General features: G+C 64.8%; 10 protein-coding genes. 6 read left to right on the top strand and 4 right to left on the bottom strand.

Translation table 11 applies throughout. The features are described 5' to 3' along the window. Window positions 1-2,571, bottom strand: a 2,571-nt coding sequence (locus tag E4L98_RS09080) for an ATP-binding protein (protein ID WP_167761305.1), incomplete at its 3' end; no start/stop codon positions are given. A 175-nt stretch (window positions 2,572-2,746) separates the two neighbouring features. On the opposite strand from E4L98_RS09080, the gene E4L98_RS09085 reads away from it, so the two are divergent. Further along, the gene (locus E4L98_RS09085) at window positions 2,747-3,340 is read left to right on the top strand and encodes an aldehyde dehydrogenase family protein (RefSeq protein ID WP_135201238.1); all 594 of its coding nucleotides are present in this window, start codon (window positions 2,747-2,749) and stop codon (window positions 3,338-3,340) included. 23 nt (window positions 3,341-3,363) lie between these two features. Here the strand turns inward: E4L98_RS09085 and ppnN are convergent, their stop codons facing one another. Further along, a complete protein-coding gene (ppnN, locus tag E4L98_RS09090; RefSeq protein WP_135201239.1) occupies window positions 3,364-4,734 on the bottom strand; it encodes a nucleotide 5'-monophosphate nucleosidase PpnN in 1,371 nt (456 codons plus the stop codon). A gap of 217 nt (window positions 4,735-4,951) precedes the next feature. On the opposite strand from ppnN, the gene E4L98_RS09095 reads away from it, so the two are divergent. Then, window positions 4,952-6,454 carry a peptide MFS transporter gene (locus tag E4L98_RS09095; protein WP_135201240.1) on the top strand — a complete coding sequence of 501 codons (1,503 nt, stop codon included), beginning with the start codon at window positions 4,952-4,954 and terminating at the stop codon, window positions 6,452-6,454. 45 nt (window positions 6,455-6,499) lie between these two features. On the opposite strand, the gene glpD is transcribed toward E4L98_RS09095, so the two are convergent. Beyond that, complete coding sequence (gene glpD, locus E4L98_RS09100) at window positions 6,500-8,032, bottom strand: glycerol-3-phosphate dehydrogenase (protein WP_135201241.1); 1,533 nt, start codon at window positions 8,030-8,032, stop codon at window positions 6,500-6,502. Window positions 8,033-8,137: 105 nt separating this feature from the next. Here glpD and E4L98_RS09105 point away from each other — a divergent pair, with 105 nt between their 5' ends. Next, window positions 8,138-10,543, top strand: a complete 2,406-nt coding sequence (locus E4L98_RS09105) for a penicillin-binding protein 1A (protein WP_135201242.1) — start codon at window positions 8,138-8,140, stop codon at window positions 10,541-10,543. Window positions 10,544-10,563: 20 nt separating this feature from the next. Here E4L98_RS09105 and E4L98_RS09110 read toward each other — a convergent pair whose 3' ends face one another. Then, a complete protein-coding gene (locus tag E4L98_RS09110) occupies window positions 10,564-11,253 on the bottom strand; it encodes a TetR/AcrR family transcriptional regulator (protein WP_229257325.1) in 690 nt (229 codons plus the stop codon). A gap of 75 nt (window positions 11,254-11,328) precedes the next feature. On the opposite strand from E4L98_RS09110, the gene E4L98_RS09115 reads away from it, so the two are divergent. From E4L98_RS09115 to E4L98_RS09125, 3 genes are all read left to right on the top strand, one after another. Continuing rightward, window positions 11,329-12,081, top strand: a complete 753-nt coding sequence (locus tag E4L98_RS09115) for a lipase family alpha/beta hydrolase (protein ID WP_135201243.1) — start codon at window positions 11,329-11,331, stop codon at window positions 12,079-12,081. Further along, on the top strand, window positions 12,081-13,007 hold the full coding sequence (locus E4L98_RS09120; protein ID WP_135201244.1) for a lipase secretion chaperone: 927 nt from the start codon (window positions 12,081-12,083) through the stop codon (window positions 13,005-13,007). The genes E4L98_RS09115 and E4L98_RS09120 overlap by 1 nt, the downstream gene beginning before the upstream one ends. Window positions 13,008-13,502: 495 nt before the next feature. Continuing rightward, window positions 13,503-14,426 (top strand): 5'-nucleotidase, encoded by a 924-nt coding sequence (locus E4L98_RS09125; protein ID WP_135201245.1) that lies wholly within the window; start codon window positions 13,503-13,505, stop codon window positions 14,424-14,426. Window positions 14,427-14,488 lie beyond the last annotated feature (62 nt).

The raw sequence follows: 14,488 nt of genomic DNA on the forward strand, positions 1-14,488 counted from the left end.
GGTCTGCGCCAGCGCTCTGGCGGCGCGGTGCCGCATGATCTCGGCCCGGCACCAGCCGGCGCGGCCATCTTCGGCGCGCTGCAGCGCCCGCGCGGTCAGCAGGGCCGGGTGGGCACTGGCCATGACTTCGGTCTGCAGCGGTCCGCAGAACGGGCTTTGTTCCAGCGCGGCCAGCGACTCGCGGGCGGTATCGCCCGGTGCGTACTCGAGCAGCCAGGCCGTCTGGAACACCCTTCCCCAGTAATGCCAGTTGGGCAGCATGGCGCGGCTGGCGACATCCAGCAACTCCGTGGTCCAACCCTGCGCCAGCGCGCGCGCGCCACTCCAGGTGGCGACCGAGCAGCCCACCGTCAAGGCGAAGCACAGCGAGATGCTGTGGCCGATCTCGCGCCCCTCCTGCACCGCGGCGCCGGTGACGCGCAGCGCCTGCTCCGGGTATCCCTGCATCCACAATACCAGCGACTGGATCGCCAGCGAAGAGATGCGCTGATCGAACTGGAAACCGTTATTCTGCGCGCGCGCCGCGTGGGTTAGCGGATGCGCGGCCACCGCGTCGGCGTACACCCGCGCCTCGTCCTGGCGGCCAAGGTAATGCAGCGCCAGCGATGTCAGGCGCGCATGGATGACTTTTTCCGCCTCGCCGGCATAGCGCCGCGCGCAGTCGCCGAACTGCTCGGCGAAACCGAGCGCGCTGGCGTAGTCGCCATGGAAGATGGCGTCGGTGAAGGCGCCCCACAGGCCGCGCATGTAGCACGCCATGTCGCCCAGCCGTTCGGCCAGCCGCAGCGTGGCGGCAAACACGCTGGTGCAGCGGGCGTCGCCGGCGTGCGTATGCAACAAGGCGTGGCCCAGCGCCAGGTTGAGCTGCATTGCCGCGCGCTCGTCCGCCTCCGGCCCCGCAGCCACGCATGCCAGCGCCACTTCCAGCCGCTGCCGGTATTCGCTCATCAGCGACAGCTGATACCACAGCGGCGCCGAGATCACCGTCAGCGTGACGCCGGTCACGACGTCGCCGCCGGCGCCGAACGCCCAATCCAGGCCGGCGCGCACGTGGTCGATGCTGCGCCCGTAGCGCGCCAGCCAGGCGCCGGTCGACTGGCGCTCCCAGTCCGTTTGCGCATCGGTCAACAGGTGGCAGCAATAGTCGGCATAGCGGCGCGCCATGCTGGCCATGGCGCCGGCGGCGGCCAGCTTTTCGCCGGCGTAGGCGCGCGTGGTGTCGAGCAGCCGGTACAGCATCACGTCCTGGTCGGCCTCGGTGCTGAGCAGCGACTTGGCGTGCAGATTGGCCAGCCCTTCCAGCGCCTGGTCGGTGCCGATACCGTCGCCAGAGACCACCACCACCGCCGCCTCCAGCGTGAAGCTGCCGCGGAAGATCGCGAAGCGTTGCAACAGCGTCTGCTCGACGACTGGCAGCTTGTCGAAACTCCAGTCCAGCGTGGCGCGCAGCGTCTGGTGGCGCGGCAGCGCCGTGCGGCGCCCGCGCACCAGCGTGTTGAAGCAGTTTTCCAGCTGCGCCGACAGGCCGGCGATGCCGAAGAAGTCGGCGCGGCCGGCGGCCAGTTCGATCGCCAGTGGAATGCCGTCCAGCCGCCGGCAGATATCGACGATGTGGCGCAGGTTTTCCGGCGACAGATCGAGACCGTTCATGCTGGCCATGGCGCGTTCGGTGAACAGTTGTACCGCCGAATACGACAAAACCTGCTCGCGCGATACGCCCTGTGCCGGCACGGTCAGCGGCTCCAGCCGGTGCAGGCGCTCGCCCTCGGCGCGCAGCGGCTCGCGGCTGGTGGCCAGGATGTGCAGCGGCGGATTGTCCGCGAGCAGTTGCTCCGCCAGCGCGGCTACCTGGTCGATCACGTGTTCACAGCTGTCGAAGATCAGCATGGCCTGCTTATCCCGCAGGAACGCCCGCAGCGACGGCAGGGGATCGTCGCCCAGCACCGGCAATCCCAGCGCGACCGCCACCGTGCTGGCCAGCAGCCGGCCGTCCGTCACCGGCGCCAGGTCGAGAAAATAGGTATGCTCGCCGAAGACTGGCGCCAGCGCCTCCGCCACAGCCAGCGCAATGGTGGTCTTGCCGATGCCGCCCGGGCCGACGATGGTCACGCAGCGATGCTGCGCCACCATGGCCGTCAGCAGCTCGCGCGCCTGCTCGCGGCCGATCAGGCGGGTCTGCAGCAGCGGCAGACGCACGATATCCTTGTGCAGTACTGTGGTACGGATGTCATGCGCCACGCGCGTCACCGGCGCCACAAAGCTGTAGCCGCGGCCCACCACGTTCTCCACGTAGCGCATGCCGCTGTCGTCCGCGCACAGTGCCTTGCGCAAGGTGCCGATGTGCACCCGCAGGTTGTTTTCCTCGACGATGGTGCTGGGCCAGACCCGGGCGATCAATTCTTCCTTGCTCACCACCTCCCCGGCGCGCTCCACCAGCGCCAGCAGCAGGTCGAAGGCGCGGCCGTTCAGGTGCACGGGACGGCCGTCGTTCAGCAGCAAGCGGTTGGCGGGGGCCAGCCGATACGGACCGAAGGCCAATTCCTGCTCGACGACGGTATCGGTGCGTGCCATTGCGCTCCCTCCTGCTGAAATTGTGATCATTGTGTCACGCCTGTTGGACAACTGGCAATCACTAGCGGCCTGGAAGCAGCGTACTTTAACAACAATTTATAGCGCTTTATTCACGCCGACGCCGCTCTGTTCTTACAATAAAGTCAAACCAGCCCAGGCGAAGCCACGACAAACCATGAAACCGCTGATCGCATCGCAGCCCCAGGCGCACCCGGTGTTCATTCTGCCGGCGGCGCTGAACGCGTGCGCCGAGGATGCGGGCCGCGCGCTGGTCGCGGCCTTGCTGCGCCCGGGCGGCGTTGGCGCCGTGGGTCCGGCGTTCGTCATCGATGGCGACGGTCTGGTCGATCTGGTCGAGACGATCACCGATGCCATGGATGGGCAGGAGGACCGAGGCGCGGCGACGTCCGCCGCGCCGCAGCTGGCGGCGTTGCTGACGCAGCCGGCCACCAGCATCATCGGTGAGATCAGGCGGCGCGACGGTGCGCAGCCCGCCGCCTTATATCTGGAAATCGATGGCGCGGCCCTGAGCGACATGGCTGCCCTGCTGTCCGTGGCGAGCCACGGCACCGGCCTGCTGGTGCGCTGTGGGGATTTCCAGTGCATGGCGAACCTGGCGGCGATGTGTGTCGGCACCGGAGCCGTCTACCTGCACGCGGCCGCCGAGGATGCGCTGCTGGCCAGGCTGCTGGCCTCCATCTTCCCCGCCGCGCCGGGACTGCTGACCATTTCTTCGCGCGCGCTGCCGGCCGGCTGGCCGGCAATCTAGCAGCCGCGCGCGGGCCGGCGGTTTTACTGGATCACGCGATAGCAGGGTGTGTACGGCTTGCCGGCCAGTTTCATGCGGCTCTGGGCAACGAAGGACGCCAGCAGCGCATCCATCGGCCCCATGATCTCCTTGTCGCCATGGATTTCGAAGTGGCCGTACTTCTCGATGGCGCGCATGCCCTCCTCCTTCACATTGCCTGCCACCACGCCCGAGAAGGCGCGGCGCAGCTGGGCCGCCAGCAGGTGTACCGGCTGGTTCTTGTGCAGGCTCAGATTGCGCATGTTCTCGTGGGTCGGCGGGAACGGACGCTGGAACTCGGCGTCGATCTTCAGGCCCCAGTTGTAGTAATAGGCGTCGCTGCGCGCCTTGCGGAATTCGCGCACCTGCTTGATCCCGGCCTGCATCTCGCGCGCCACCAGTTCCGGATCGTCGATGATGATCTTGTAGCGGCTCTGCGCCTCGGGCCCCAGCGTAGCGTGGATGAACTGGTTGATCTGCACGAAGTATTCGCGCGCGGTCTCGGGACCGGTGAAGATCAGCGGGAAAGGAATCTCCGCGTTATCCGGATGCAGCAGGATGCCGAGGATGTACAGAATCTCTTCCGCCGTACCGGCGCCGCCCGGGAACACCACGATGCCGTGACCGGTGCGCACGAACGCTTCCAGGCGCTTTTCGATGTCCGGCATGATCACCAGCTCATTGACGATCGGATTCGGCGACTCGGCGGCGATGATGCCCGGCTCGGTGATGCCGAGGTAGCGGCCGCGGTGCAAGCGCTGCTTGGCGTGGCCGATGGTGGCGCCCTTCATCGGCCCTTTCATCGCGCCAGGGCCGCAGCCGGTGCAGATGTCCAGGTCGCGCAGGCCCATTTGATAGCCGACTTCCTTGGAGTAGTTGTATTCCGCGCGGTTGATCGAGTGTCCGCCCCAGCACACCACCAGGTTGGGGTTGAGCATGGGCTTGAGCACATTGGCGTTGCGCAGGATGTGGAACACGGCGTCGGTGATGCCGCCGGTCTCGGTCAGGTCGAATTTCGGGTTATCGGTGACTTCGTTGCTGACGAAGACGATATCGCGCAGCACCGCGAACAGATGCTCGTGTATGCCCTTGATCATTTTGCCGTCGACAAAAGCGATCGCCGGCGCGCCCTTGATATCGAGCTTGATGCCGCGTTCGCGCTGCACGATGCTGATGTCAAACGATTTATACCGTTCCAATAGTTCCTTGCCATCGTCGATGGTGCTGCCGCAGTTGAGCACCGCCAGTGCGCACTTGCGGAAGACGTTATATAGGCCGCCCTGGCTGGTATCCAGCAGTTTGTTCACCTCCGCCTTAGAAAGAATCTCCAGTTGACCTTCGGGAGAGATCTGGGTATCGACAACCTCTAGTTCCATGATGCGTAAATCCTTCCATATTCTTAAGAGACCTGCGCCACCAATATACACGACATCCCGACGGCACGGGGTTATCACAAATGACACAAGTTTGCAGGGTCGGCATCAAAAAGTGCGTCGGGAGCGGATTTGTAGATTACAATGGCGCGCAATTTGGCCGCCCCACAAGGGATGCCAGTACTTTTTTGACCATAACGAGATGATGAGGAGGAGTTGCATGAGCGGTGCAGCCACCACCAAGCAAACGGAAGCCACCATTCCGGAATTTAAGCAGATCATGGGGCATCCGGCTCCGCTGTGGATGTTGTTCATGACCGAGTTCTGGGAACGCTTCGCGTTCTACGGCATACGCTGGGCCCTGGTGCTCTACGTGGTCGCGCAGTTCTACAACGGCGACTCGGCCGGCGAATCATCCGCCAACCTGGTCTACGGCTCCTATCTCGCATTGGTATATGCCGCCGCGCTGTTCGGCGGTTATGTGGCGGACCGCGTGCTGGGCTACCAGCGCTCCATCCTGGTCGGCGCGTCCTTCATGGCTGCCGGCCTGTTCATGATCGCCTTCCCCGACCAGACGGTATTCAAATTCGGCCTGGCCACCATCATCGTCGGCAACGGCATGTTCAAGCCCAATATCTCGACCATGGTCGGTAAGCTGTACAGCACCGCCGACACGCGTCGCGATTCCGGCTTCACCATTTTCTACATGGGCATCAACTCCGGCGCGTTGATCGCGCCGGTGCTGACCGAGTGGCTGGCGTCGGCCATCTTCGGCAGCGGCGGCATGCCGGCTTATAAAGTGGTGTTCATGTCGGCCGGCGTGGGCATGCTGATCAGCCTCGTATGGTTCTACATCGGCCGCCGCGGCCTGAAGGGCATCGGTGCGCCGGACGCGACCAACAACGATCCGAAGCGCCTGCTGTACGTGGTGCTGGGCTCCATCGCCGTGATCCCGGTGGTGTACTTCCTGCTGGCCGCCGGCGCCAAGAATTTGCAGCTGGTGCTGTCGGTGCTGTTCATCCTGCTGTCGGTGATGCTGCTGGTGGAAGGCATCCGCAACGGCAAGGTGGCGCGCGACAAGGTGATCGCCATGCTGGTGATCTTCTTCTTCAACATCATGTTCTGGTGCTTCTTCGAACAGGCGGGCAGTTCGTTCACCTTCCTGGCCGAGAAGATCGTCAACCGCGAGATGTTCAACTGGACCTTCCCGGTGGCCTGGTTCCAGACGGTGAATTCGCTGGCGATCATCGCCTTCGCGCCGATCATCGCCGCGATCTGGGTGATGCTGGGCCGCGCCAATCCCTCGATTCCGCGCAAGTTCGGCCTGGGCCTGATCTTCAACGCATCGGCCTTCGCGCTGCTGATGTACGCGCTGTCGATGCTGGTCGACGTCAACAACAAGATCCCGTTCTGGACCCTGTTCATGGTCTACGTGCTGCAATCGATCGGTGAACTGTGCCTGTCGCCGATCGGCCTGTCGATGGTGACCAAGCTGGCGCCGACCCGTCTGGTGGGTCTGGGCATGGGCGGCTGGTTCCTGTCGACCGGCATCGGCAACAACCTGTCGGGCATTTTCGCTTCGGCGGTGTCGGGCGAGAGCGGCATGTCGGTGCCGTCGGCGCTGCAGGGCTACACTTTCGGCTTCTATTCGCTGATGGCCGGCGGCGTGATCCTGTTCCTGATCGCCCCGCTGATCCAGAAGCTGATGCACGGCGTGAAATAAGCGCACGGCGCTTCAACCAGAACGGCAGCCAGTGGCTGCCGTTTTTCATTTGGCCATCGGATGCTCGATGAGCCACTGGCGCAGCCTGTCGGCGGCGTCCGCCGGCAGATGCAGGCCCAGTTTGGTGCGGCGCCAGAGGATGTCCTGGGCGCTGCGCGCCCATTCGTAGCGGCGCTGATATTCGACTTCGGCGGCGTACAGGCCGGGAGCGATTTCGTCGCCCATGTCGGCGATCTGCGCGCGATCGCACAGCAGCGTGTGGATGCGCGTGCCGTAGGCGCGGCAGTAGCGCGCCACCAGCAGCGGCGGCAGCCAGCTGTAACGGGCCTGCTGCGCCCTCGCCCAGGCGTCGAATTCCAGCACCGAGCGGTTATTCGGCGCGGCGCCATAGACATCGCCGCCGGGCAGGCAGGCATTCTGGGTCCACGCACCGTGATGGTTGGACAGCGCCTTGGCGATGTGATCGACCGCTTCCTCCGCCAGCTTGCGGTAGGTGGTGATCTTGCCGCCGAAAACGCTCAATATCGGCGGCCCATGGCTGTCGATCTCCAGACGATAGTCACGCGTGACGGCCTTGGCGGCGGCGCCGTCCTCCACCAGCGGCCGCACGCCGGAGTAGGTCCACACCACATCGGCCGGCAGCACCGGGGCGGCAAAATATTCGCTGGCCAGACGGCACAGATACGCCACTTCCTCGTCGCTGATGGCCACCTGGCCGGCGTCGCCGTGATAATCGACATCGGTGGTGCCGATCAGCGTAAACTCGTGTTCATACGGGATGGCGAAGACGATGCGCCCATCGCGGTTCTGGAAAATATAGGCGTGGTCATGCTCGAAGATGCGCTTGACGACGATGTGGCTGCCCTTGATCAGCCGCAGCTGGCCACCGCCCTCCTTGGGCAGCGCCTGATGCAGCAGGTCGGCGGTCCAGGGGCCGGCCGCGTTCACCACGTAACGCGCATTGACGCGGATATGCCCGCAACTGGCCTTGAACAAGGTCGCTTCCCAGTCGGCGGCCTTGCGCTCCAGGCGGGTGCACGCCGCCTGCGTAAGTATGGTGGCGCCCTTTTCGCTGGCGTCCAGCGCATTCAACACCACCAGCCGGGCGTCGTCGACCCACCCGTCGGAATACACGAAGCCGCGCGTGAACCCCGGCTTCAGCGGCTTGCCGGCCGCGTGGCAGCGCAGATTCACGCCGCGCGATCCAGGCAACAGCTCGCGCCGCGCCAGCAGATCATATAAAAACAGGCCGGCGCGTATCAGCAGCGCCGGCCGCTGTCCCGGCGCGTGCGGCATCACGAAGCGCAGGGGCCACATGATGTGCGGCGCCGCGCGCAGCAGCACCTCGCGCTCGATCAGCGCCTTGCGCACCAGATTGAACTCGTAATACTCCAGATAACGCAGCCCGCCGTGTATCAGTTTGGTCGACGCCGACGAGGTGTGCGCCGCCAGATCGTCCTTCTCGCACAGCACGACCGACAGCCCGCGCCCGGCCGCGTCGCGCGCAATGCCGGCGCCATTGATGCCGCCCCCGATCACCAGGACATCGCAATCCAGTATGTGCTGCGGTTCCGCCATATGGTCCCTTTGGATCTGTATACCTGTACGTTACGACAAGTGACGCCAAGTAACAATAGCCATGATCTATAATCGCCCATACTTCTGCAACCGTGAGATGATGTTTTGACAACCTCGAATGCTTTCGTCGCCAAATGGCTGACCCGCCGCAACCTGATCCGCACCGCCATCGCCGGCGGTATCGCCGCGGCGGCCGGCGGCGGCCTGCTGGCGGGCTACATGCTGCTGTACGTGGCGCCCAACCTGCCTTCGCTGGAAGCCATCACCGACTATCGTCCCAAGATCCCGCTGCGCATCTACACCGCCGACAATGCCCTGATCGGCGAATTCGGCGAAGAGCACCGCGACTTCATCGCCATCAAGGATATGCCGGAGATGATGAAGAAGGCGCTGCTGTCGATCGAGGACAAGCGCTTCTATGAACACAGCGGCATCGACTGGGTGCGCGCGCTGGGCGCGGTGCGCTCCAACCTGGGCGGCTCGTTCCGCCAGGGCGGCTCCACCATCACCATGCAGGTGGCGCGTAATTTCTATCTGACGCGCGAGAAGGTCCTGGGCCGCAAGGCGCAGGAAGTGATGCTGGCCATGAAAATCGAGGCGGCGCTGAACAAGGACCAGATCCTGGAGCTGTACATGAACCAGATCTACCTGGGTCAACGCTCGTTCGGCTTCGGCAGCGCGGCGCAGACCTACTTCGGCAAGTCGTTGAAGGATCTGGATATCGCGGAAATGGCCATGCTGGCCGGCCTGCCGCAGAACCCCGCGCGTCACAACCCGGTGGCCAATCCCAAGCGCGCGAAACAGCGCCAGCACATCGTGCTGAAATCCATGCGCGACCAGAACGTGATCAGCGAGGAGCAGTACCAGAAGGCGCTGCACGAAACCCTGCACATCAACCGCAAGGGCCAGGACTTCGACGTGCACGCGGAGTACGTGGCCGAGCTGGCGCGCCAGCAGGTGTACGCGCAATTCAAGGAAGATGCCTACACCAAGGGCATCAGCGTCTATACCACCATCCTGAAGGCCGACCAGAAGGCGGCCTATGAATCGATGCGCCGCAATGTGCTGAACTACGACCAGCGCCACGGCTACCGCGGTCCGGAGGCGTTCATCGAACTGCCGGCCGGCGAGGAAGAACGCGACGACGCCATCGAGGAAGCGCTGCAGCGCCGCCCGAGCAGCGAGGGCCTGATTCCGGCCGTGGTGCTGGAAGCGGGCGCCAAGGCGGTCAAGGTGCAGAATCCTTCCGGCGACGAAATCACCATCAGCGGCGACGGCCTGCGTTTAGTGACGGCTGCCTTGAGCGACAAGGCCAAGGATGCCATCCGCCTGCGTCCGGGCGCCGTGGTGCGCATCATGCAGGGCGAGAAGAATGGCTGGTCCATCACCCAGGTGCCGCAGGTATCGGCCGCCTTCGTGTCGATCGACGCCGTCAGCGGCGCGTATCATGCCATGGTCGGTGGCTTCGATTACAACCTGCAGAAGTTCAACCACGTGACGCAAGCCTGGCGCCAGCCGGGCTCCTCGATCAAGCCGTTCGTGTATTCGGCGGCGCTGGAGCGCGGCTTCTCGCCGCTGACGGTGATCAACGACGCGCCGCTGGAACTGACCGGCGCCGAGACCGGCAACGAGCCGTGGGCGCCGAAGAACGACGACGGCAAGTTCGATGGCCCCATCACCATGCGCCGCGCGCTGGCGGAGTCGAAGAACGTGGTGTCGGTGCGCATCCTGCGCGCGATCACGGTGCCGTATGCGCATAATTATCTCGGCAAGTTCGGCTTCGATCTGTCCAAACACCCGAAAAACCTGACCATGGCGCTGGGCACCGGCTCGGTGACGCCGGCGCAGCTGGCCGGCGCCTATTCGGTGTTCGCCAACGGCGGCTATTCGGTCGAACCCTATCTGATCGCGAAAATCGTCGACGGCGACGGCAAGGTGATCTCGGAAGCCAAGCCGCGCGAGACGTTGCCGGACGAGGCACGCGTGATCGATCCGCGCAACGCCTTCGTCACCGACTCGCTGCTGCGCGAAGTGACGCGCACCGGCACCGGCGCGGCGGTGGCGCGCCTTGGACGTCCCGACCTGGCCGGCAAGACCGGCACCTCCAACGATGCGGTCGATGGCTGGTTCGCCGGCTACGGTGGCGGTATCGTGGCGGTGTCGTGGATGGGCTATGACGACAACAAGTCGCTGGGCGGGAAGGAATTCGGCGCCACCGTGGCGCTGCCGATCTGGATGGACTACATGCGCGTGGCGATGCAGAGCCGTCCACCGCAGGAACGCCCGGTGCCGGTCGGCCTGACGCAGGTGAACGGCGAGTGGCTGTACGATGAATTCACCGGCGACGCCGCGCGCCAGACGCTGGATGTGGATGACACGCCACCGGGCGCGGAGAACGTCACGCCCGGTGCCCCGCTGCCGCCGGTCGCACCGGCCGCTCCCAACTCACCGGCGGCACCGGCAGTTCAGCCGAACGCGGAAAATATCAAACCGGTCCCGCCCAGCCGCTAACAGCATGCTGTCATCCCTGCCTACGCGGCGATGACAGGTGCGGTCAGATAGCCGCGCATCATGCGCACGGCGCTGTCGGCGAAGCGGTCCGGCGAGATATCGGCAGCGCGGTACTTCCAGCGCTTGACGTACCAGTCCTGGAAGGTGGCGACAATGTGCGCCGCCACCAGCTCGGCGCCGCCCGCCGGCCGCTCCGGCACCTGTTCGATTATCGCCGCGAACAGCGATTGCACATGCAGCTCGGCCTCCTTGGCCGTGCTGCGCTGGGCCGCCTGCAGCACGCGCGTATCCATGAACACGAAATAGAACCAAGGCTGCAGGATCTCGGACACATAAATCGAAGCGCGTATCAGCGCCTCCAGCTTGTCGAGCGGCTCGCGCAACTCGGCGAACATCTTGGGCACCTCGAGCGTGGCGTGACGCACCACGTCCTCGATCATCTCGGCCAGTTGATCCTTGCTGGCGATGTAGCCATACAGCCCGCCCATCGACAACCCGGTTTCGCCGCACAGGTCGCGCAGGTTCATCGCGCGGAAGCCCACCTCGTTGGCCAGCTTGAAGGTGGCGTTGAAGATTTTTTCCAGGTTTTCCAGCGCCGGCTTGCGGCGCTTGACCGTGATGCGGTCGGCGTAGCGGTCCAGCAGATACGCCCAGATATTGACGCCATCCAGCGGCGTCATCGCCTGAAATTGTTGAAAGTCGAATGGCACCTGCAAGGCTGTCCCTGTCATATTTTTTTGACGATTATAGCGCAGGAGCTTGCGCAGGTTCGCCACGCCCGCAGAATGGCTCGCCAGGCCGTGCGCAGCGGCGGTGCCGACGTGCATGTGACCTTGGTATCCGCCGCCAACAGCACCGAGGTGCGCGGCGAGCAGCTATTGTTACAGGTGAAGCAGATCCTCGCGGCGACCGGCGCGGCCAAGGTCAATCTCGTCGGCCACAGCCACGGCGGGCCGACGGCGCGTTATGTGGCATCGGTGCGGCCGGACCTGGTGGCGTCGGTGACCAGCGTGGGCGGCGTCAACAAAGGCTCGCGCGTGGCCGACGTCCTGATCGGCGCGGCGCCTGGGGTGGCGTACAACGTCGCCAATGCGGTGTCGGGCTTCATCAGCTTCTTGTCCGGCAGTCCGACCTTGCCGCAGAACGCGCGCGCGGCGGCGGTCTCGCTGAGCACCGCCGGCACGGCCGCCTTCAACAGCCGCCACCCGGCAGGCGTGCCGACATCGGCCTGCGGCGAGGGCGATTACCAGGTGCGCGGCGTGTACTACTTCTCCTGGAGCGGCGCGCAGCCTTATACCAATGCGCTGGACGCCAGCGATCCGGTGCTGGCGCTGACGGCGCTGGCCTTCGACGGCGCCAAAAACGATGGCCTGGTCAGCAGCTGCTCCAGCCATCTGGGCCGCGTGATCCGTGACGACTATGCGCTCAACCATCTCGACGAGGTGAATCAGCTGATCGGCATCACCAATCTGTTCGAGACCAATCCGGTGACCATTTATCGCCAGCAGGCCAACCGTCTGCAGGGTCTGGGGTTGTGATGAAGGCGCTGGCGCGGCTGGCCGCTGTAGCGGCGCTGGCGTACGGCGCGTGGCTGTGGGCCGCGCGTTCCGAAGCGCCAGTCGCGACGACGGACATGGCGCCCACCCGGCACTCCGCTGCCGATTATTTCGCCTTCGTCCGCTCGGCCGCCGGCACGCGGCCAGATGGCGACGTGCGCGCGCACGGCGACAGGCTGGAGGTGACGCCGGAGCTGGCCTACCTGTTCGACTACTATCTGGCCGGTCTCGGCGAGCGGCCACTGGCCTCCGTGCGCGCCGAGATTATCCGCGAACTCGAGCGTCGCCTGCGTCCGGCGGCGGCCGCCGAGGCCCTGCGCCTGCTGGATGCCTATCTGGCCTACAAGCGCGCCCTGGTGGATGTGGAGCGCGGGCTGCCGTCGCAAACCGATGCGGCCATGCGCGCGCGTCAGCGCCTGACGGCGGCGCAGCAACTGCGCCGTCAATATTTCAGCGACACGGAAATCGCCGGGCTGTTCGCGGCCGGCGACACCTACGACATGGATGCCATCGCCCGGCTGGAAATCGGCAGCGACGCCGGCCTGAGCCCGGGCCAGCGCCAACAGCGAATCGCCGCGCTGGACGCGGCGCTGCCACAACAGGCGCGCGAGGAGCGCGCGGCGCCGATGCGGGTGATCCGCCTGGAAGACGCGGTGGCCAAGGCCCGCGCGCAGGGCGCCGACGACAACGATATCTACCGCATGCGCGCCGCCGTCCTGTCGCCGGCAGCCGCCGCGCGCCTGGCTGAAGTCGACCGCGAAGAGATCGACTGGCAGCGCCGCATCACAGCCTACCAGGCGCAGCGGCGCGAGCTACAGCAAAACGCCGACAACGAAGCAGCGCTCCAGCAACTGCGCGCTGCCAACTTCACGCCAGACGAGCAGAAACGCCTGCCAGCCTACGAATAGCCTAATGGAGTCCGCGCGACTTTTTCAACGCATTCGGCTTCATTGGCGCTCAGCATGATTATCTCCTTTAGACGACTATCGATGCGGTACCAAGCTATCACTGCGCGCCAACGCTTCGATTGAGGAAGATCCAAGAAAAAAAGGCAGCCCGGAGGCTGCCTTCACTGTGCTGCTGCGCCAGATAGTGGCTTACTTTATTGTTGGTTAGACCTCTTCCCAGTCGTCCGCCGGGACCGCCTTCATCGCGGGGCGGGATGCCGCGCACACGGTCACCGCCGGGCGGGTGAGTAATTCCCGAACATCCACACCCCCTGCCGTGGATAGAATTGGCGAGATTTGTTCCCGCCCAACAATACTCAACCCCGCCACGAAAAACGTCAACCTTATTCGCGCAGGCTGTGGCATTGCGCGCACAATCACCGGCGGCGCGACGCGCGATGCGCAGCGGGCGCATATCGGTTACAGTAATGGCATGATTGAACAACGGTTATCCCCATGCCATACCCGATAGAGCAAAAGCTGGTGATCGGCATCGCCTCCAGCGCCCTGTTTGACCTCACCGCCTCGCACCAGGTCTACCAGGAAAGCGGGCCGGAGGAATACCGCAAATACCAGGAACAGCACCTCGACACCATCCTCGAGCGGGGCGTGGCGTTTCCGTTCATCCGCCGCTTCCTCAGCATCAACAAGCTGCATCCGGAGGCATCGCCGGTGGAAGTGGTGCTGTTTTCGCGCAACTCGCCGGAAACCGGACTGCGCGTGATGAACTCGATCGCCCATTATGGCCTGGACATCTCGCGCGCCTGCTTCCTGACCGGCCAGTCGCCGTACACGTATCTGCCGGCGTTCAACACCTCGCTATTCCTCAGCGCCAACGAAGTCGACGTGCGCAACGCCGTCAACGCCAACTACCCGGCCGGGCTGGTGCTGCCCTCGCGCACCGAGGACGACGAGGCGGACGGCGAACTGCGCATCGCCTTCGACTTCGACGGCGTGATTGCCGACGACGAATCGGAAGCCGTCTATAAAAGCAAGGGCATCGACCGTTTTCACACCCACGAAGTCGAGCGCGTCACCATCCCGCACCAGCCGGGGCCATTGGCCGACCTGTTCCGCAAACTGTCGGCCATGCAACAGATGGAGCAAGCCGCCGAGCGCGCCGACCCCGGCTACAAGAAGATTTTGCGCATCGCCATCGTCACTGCCCGCAGCGCGCCGGCGCACGAGCGCGTGGTGACCACGCTGAAAAGCTGGGGCGTGTCGGCCAACGAGACCTTCTTCCTCGGCGGCATGGAGAAGGCACGCGTGCTGAGCATCCTCAAGCCGCACATGTTCTTTGACGACCAGCTGGGCCACCTGCAGGCGCCGGCCGGCAACATCCCCATGGTCCACGTCCCGTTCGGCATCGCCAACCGCTAAAAATCGGGGTCCGAATGTCGGCTCTGACCCCGACTTAGTTCGTCTATAATACTGGGGCAAGC

Origin of the sequence: Duganella callida (assembly GCF_004614165.1) — a bacterium.
In the GTDB taxonomy this organism is placed as follows: domain Bacteria; phylum Pseudomonadota; class Gammaproteobacteria; order Burkholderiales; family Burkholderiaceae_D; genus Rugamonas; species Rugamonas callida.

Coding starts and splice junctions, on each gene's coding strand:
- E4L98_RS09085 (WP_135201238.1), top strand. CDS start 2,747: ATGAAACCGCTGATCGCATCGCAGCCCCAGGCGCACCCGGTGTTCATT.
- ppnN (WP_135201239.1), bottom strand. CDS start 4,734: ATGGAACTAGAGGTTGTCGATACCCAGATCTCTCCCGAAGGTCAACTG.
- E4L98_RS09095 (WP_135201240.1), top strand. CDS start 4,952: ATGAGCGGTGCAGCCACCACCAAGCAAACGGAAGCCACCATTCCGGAA.
- glpD (WP_135201241.1), bottom strand. CDS start 8,032: ATGGCGGAACCGCAGCACATACTGGATTGCGATGTCCTGGTGATCGGG.
- E4L98_RS09115 (WP_135201243.1), top strand. CDS start 11,329: ATGGCTCGCCAGGCCGTGCGCAGCGGCGGTGCCGACGTGCATGTGACC.
- E4L98_RS09120 (WP_135201244.1), top strand. CDS start 12,081: ATGAAGGCGCTGGCGCGGCTGGCCGCTGTAGCGGCGCTGGCGTACGGC.
- E4L98_RS09125 (WP_135201245.1), top strand. CDS start 13,503: ATGCCATACCCGATAGAGCAAAAGCTGGTGATCGGCATCGCCTCCAGC.